The organism is Cellulomonas rhizosphaerae (genome assembly GCF_003470205.1).
Lineage (GTDB): Bacteria > Actinomycetota > Actinomycetes > Actinomycetales > Cellulomonadaceae > Cellulomonas > Cellulomonas rhizosphaerae.
The window spans coordinates 1-1,578 of record NZ_QWKP01000014.1; the positions used below are offsets into that span (position 1 = coordinate 1).

The window sequence follows — 1,578 nt, forward strand, 5'->3', positions numbered from 1 at the left end:
CGCCCGCCACTGCCAAGGAGCTCGACCGTCAGCTCGGCCTCAACGAGGTCGTCCTGCGGACCAAGGTCCTTCGCGCCGACGCCTGAGTCTGTGCGTATCCGCTGACGCATGTCACTGCATGCGGATAGCGTGCGCCTGACCACACACGACGTACATCGAACGAACGAGGAGATGGCATGGCCGGCGAGACCGTCATCACGGTGATCGGGAACCTCACGGGGGACCCTGAGCTGCGCTTCACCCCGTCAGGGGCAGCGGTGGCCAACTTCACCGTGGCATCCACCCCCCGCACGTTCGACCGCCAGAGCAACGAGTGGAAGGACGGCGACACGCTGTTCATGCGCTGCTCGATCTGGCGGGAGGCGGCCGAGTCGGTCGCCGAGTCGCTCACCAAGGGCACCCGCGTCATCGTGACCGGCCGGCTCATCCAGCGTTCGTACGAAACCCGCGAGGGTGAGAAGCGCACGGTGGTCGAGCTGCAGGTCGACGAGGTCGGCCCGTCCCTCCGCTACGCCACGGCCAAGGTCACCCGGACTCAGCGTTCGGGTGGCGGCAGCTTCGGCGGCGGCGGGGGCGGCGGCTACAGCGGTGGCCAGGGCGGCGGCAACGCCGGCGGTGGCAGCAGCCAGCAGGACGACCCGTGGGCCACGCCCGCAGGTGGTTCCGGTGGCGGCGGCTACTCCGACGAGCCCCCGTTCTAACCCCAGACAAGACCCCCATCCCCGAGCAACGGCAACGCTCGGGGCTCCACTCCACCAAGGAGGAGCACCACGATGGCTAAGGCCGTGGTCCGCAAGCCCAAGAAGAAGCAGAACCCCCTCAAGGCGGCGAAGATCGATGTCGTCGACTACAAGGACACCGCGCTCCTGCGCAAGTTCATCTCCGACCGCGGGAAGATCCGCGCTCGCCGGGTGACCGGTGTGTCCGTCCAGGAGCAGCGTGCGATCGCACGCGCCGTCAAGAACGCCCGCGAGATGGCCCTGCTGCCGTACTCGTCGTCGGCTCGCTGAGAAAGGAGACTCTCATGGCCAAGATCATCCTGACCCACGAGGTCACCGGACTCGGTGCCCCGGGTGACGTCGTCGAGGTGAAGGACGGGTACGCCCGCAACTACCTCATCCCGCGCAGCCTTGCCACGCCGTGGACCAAGGGTGCCGAGAAGGACATCACCGCGATCCGCAAGGCCCGCAAGGCCCGCGAGATCGCCACGCTCGACGACGCCAAGGCGATCCGTGACTCCCTGCAGGCCAAGCCTGTCGTGGTCACCGCCAAGGCCGGCGAGGCCGGTCGCCTGTTCGGCGCCGTCACCACCGCGGAGATCGCCGAGGCCGTCAAGGCCTCCGGTGCCCCGCAGATCGACAAGCGCAAGGTCGAGATCGGTCAGCCGATCAAGGCCCTGGGCGAGTACAAGGTGTCGGTCCGTCTGCACTCGGACGTCTCCGCCACGGTGACCGTCAAGGTCGTCGCCGCCTGACGTCAGGCACGCCTGCAACGACAGCGCCCCGCCCCGGAGAGATCCGGGGCGGGGCGCTTCGTCGTGCGGGACGGGTCAGGCGACGCCGAGGTAGGCCTGCTTGA

Annotated in this window: 3 protein-coding genes and 1 pseudogene; all 4 read left to right on the plus strand. The window is 68.6% G+C overall.

The genetic code is table 11. The annotated features are described in order from the left end of the window. Positions 1–86: pseudogene (locus D1825_RS18500) on the plus strand (30S ribosomal protein S6); the annotation flags it as partial. 90 nt (positions 87–176) lie between these two features. Continuing rightward, complete coding sequence (locus tag D1825_RS00145) at positions 177–701, plus strand: single-stranded DNA-binding protein (protein ID WP_118765549.1); 525 nt, start codon at positions 177–179, stop codon at positions 699–701. 72 nt (positions 702–773) lie between these two features. Further along, complete coding sequence (gene rpsR / locus D1825_RS00150) at positions 774–1,010, plus strand: 30S ribosomal protein S18 (protein ID WP_028051084.1); 237 nt, start codon at positions 774–776, stop codon at positions 1,008–1,010. Positions 1,011–1,024: 14 nt separating this feature from the next. Then, entirely contained in the window at positions 1,025–1,474 is a 450-nt protein-coding gene (rplI, locus tag D1825_RS00155; protein ID WP_118765550.1) for a 50S ribosomal protein L9, read from the plus strand. The last annotated feature ends 104 nt before the right edge of the window (positions 1,475–1,578 follow it).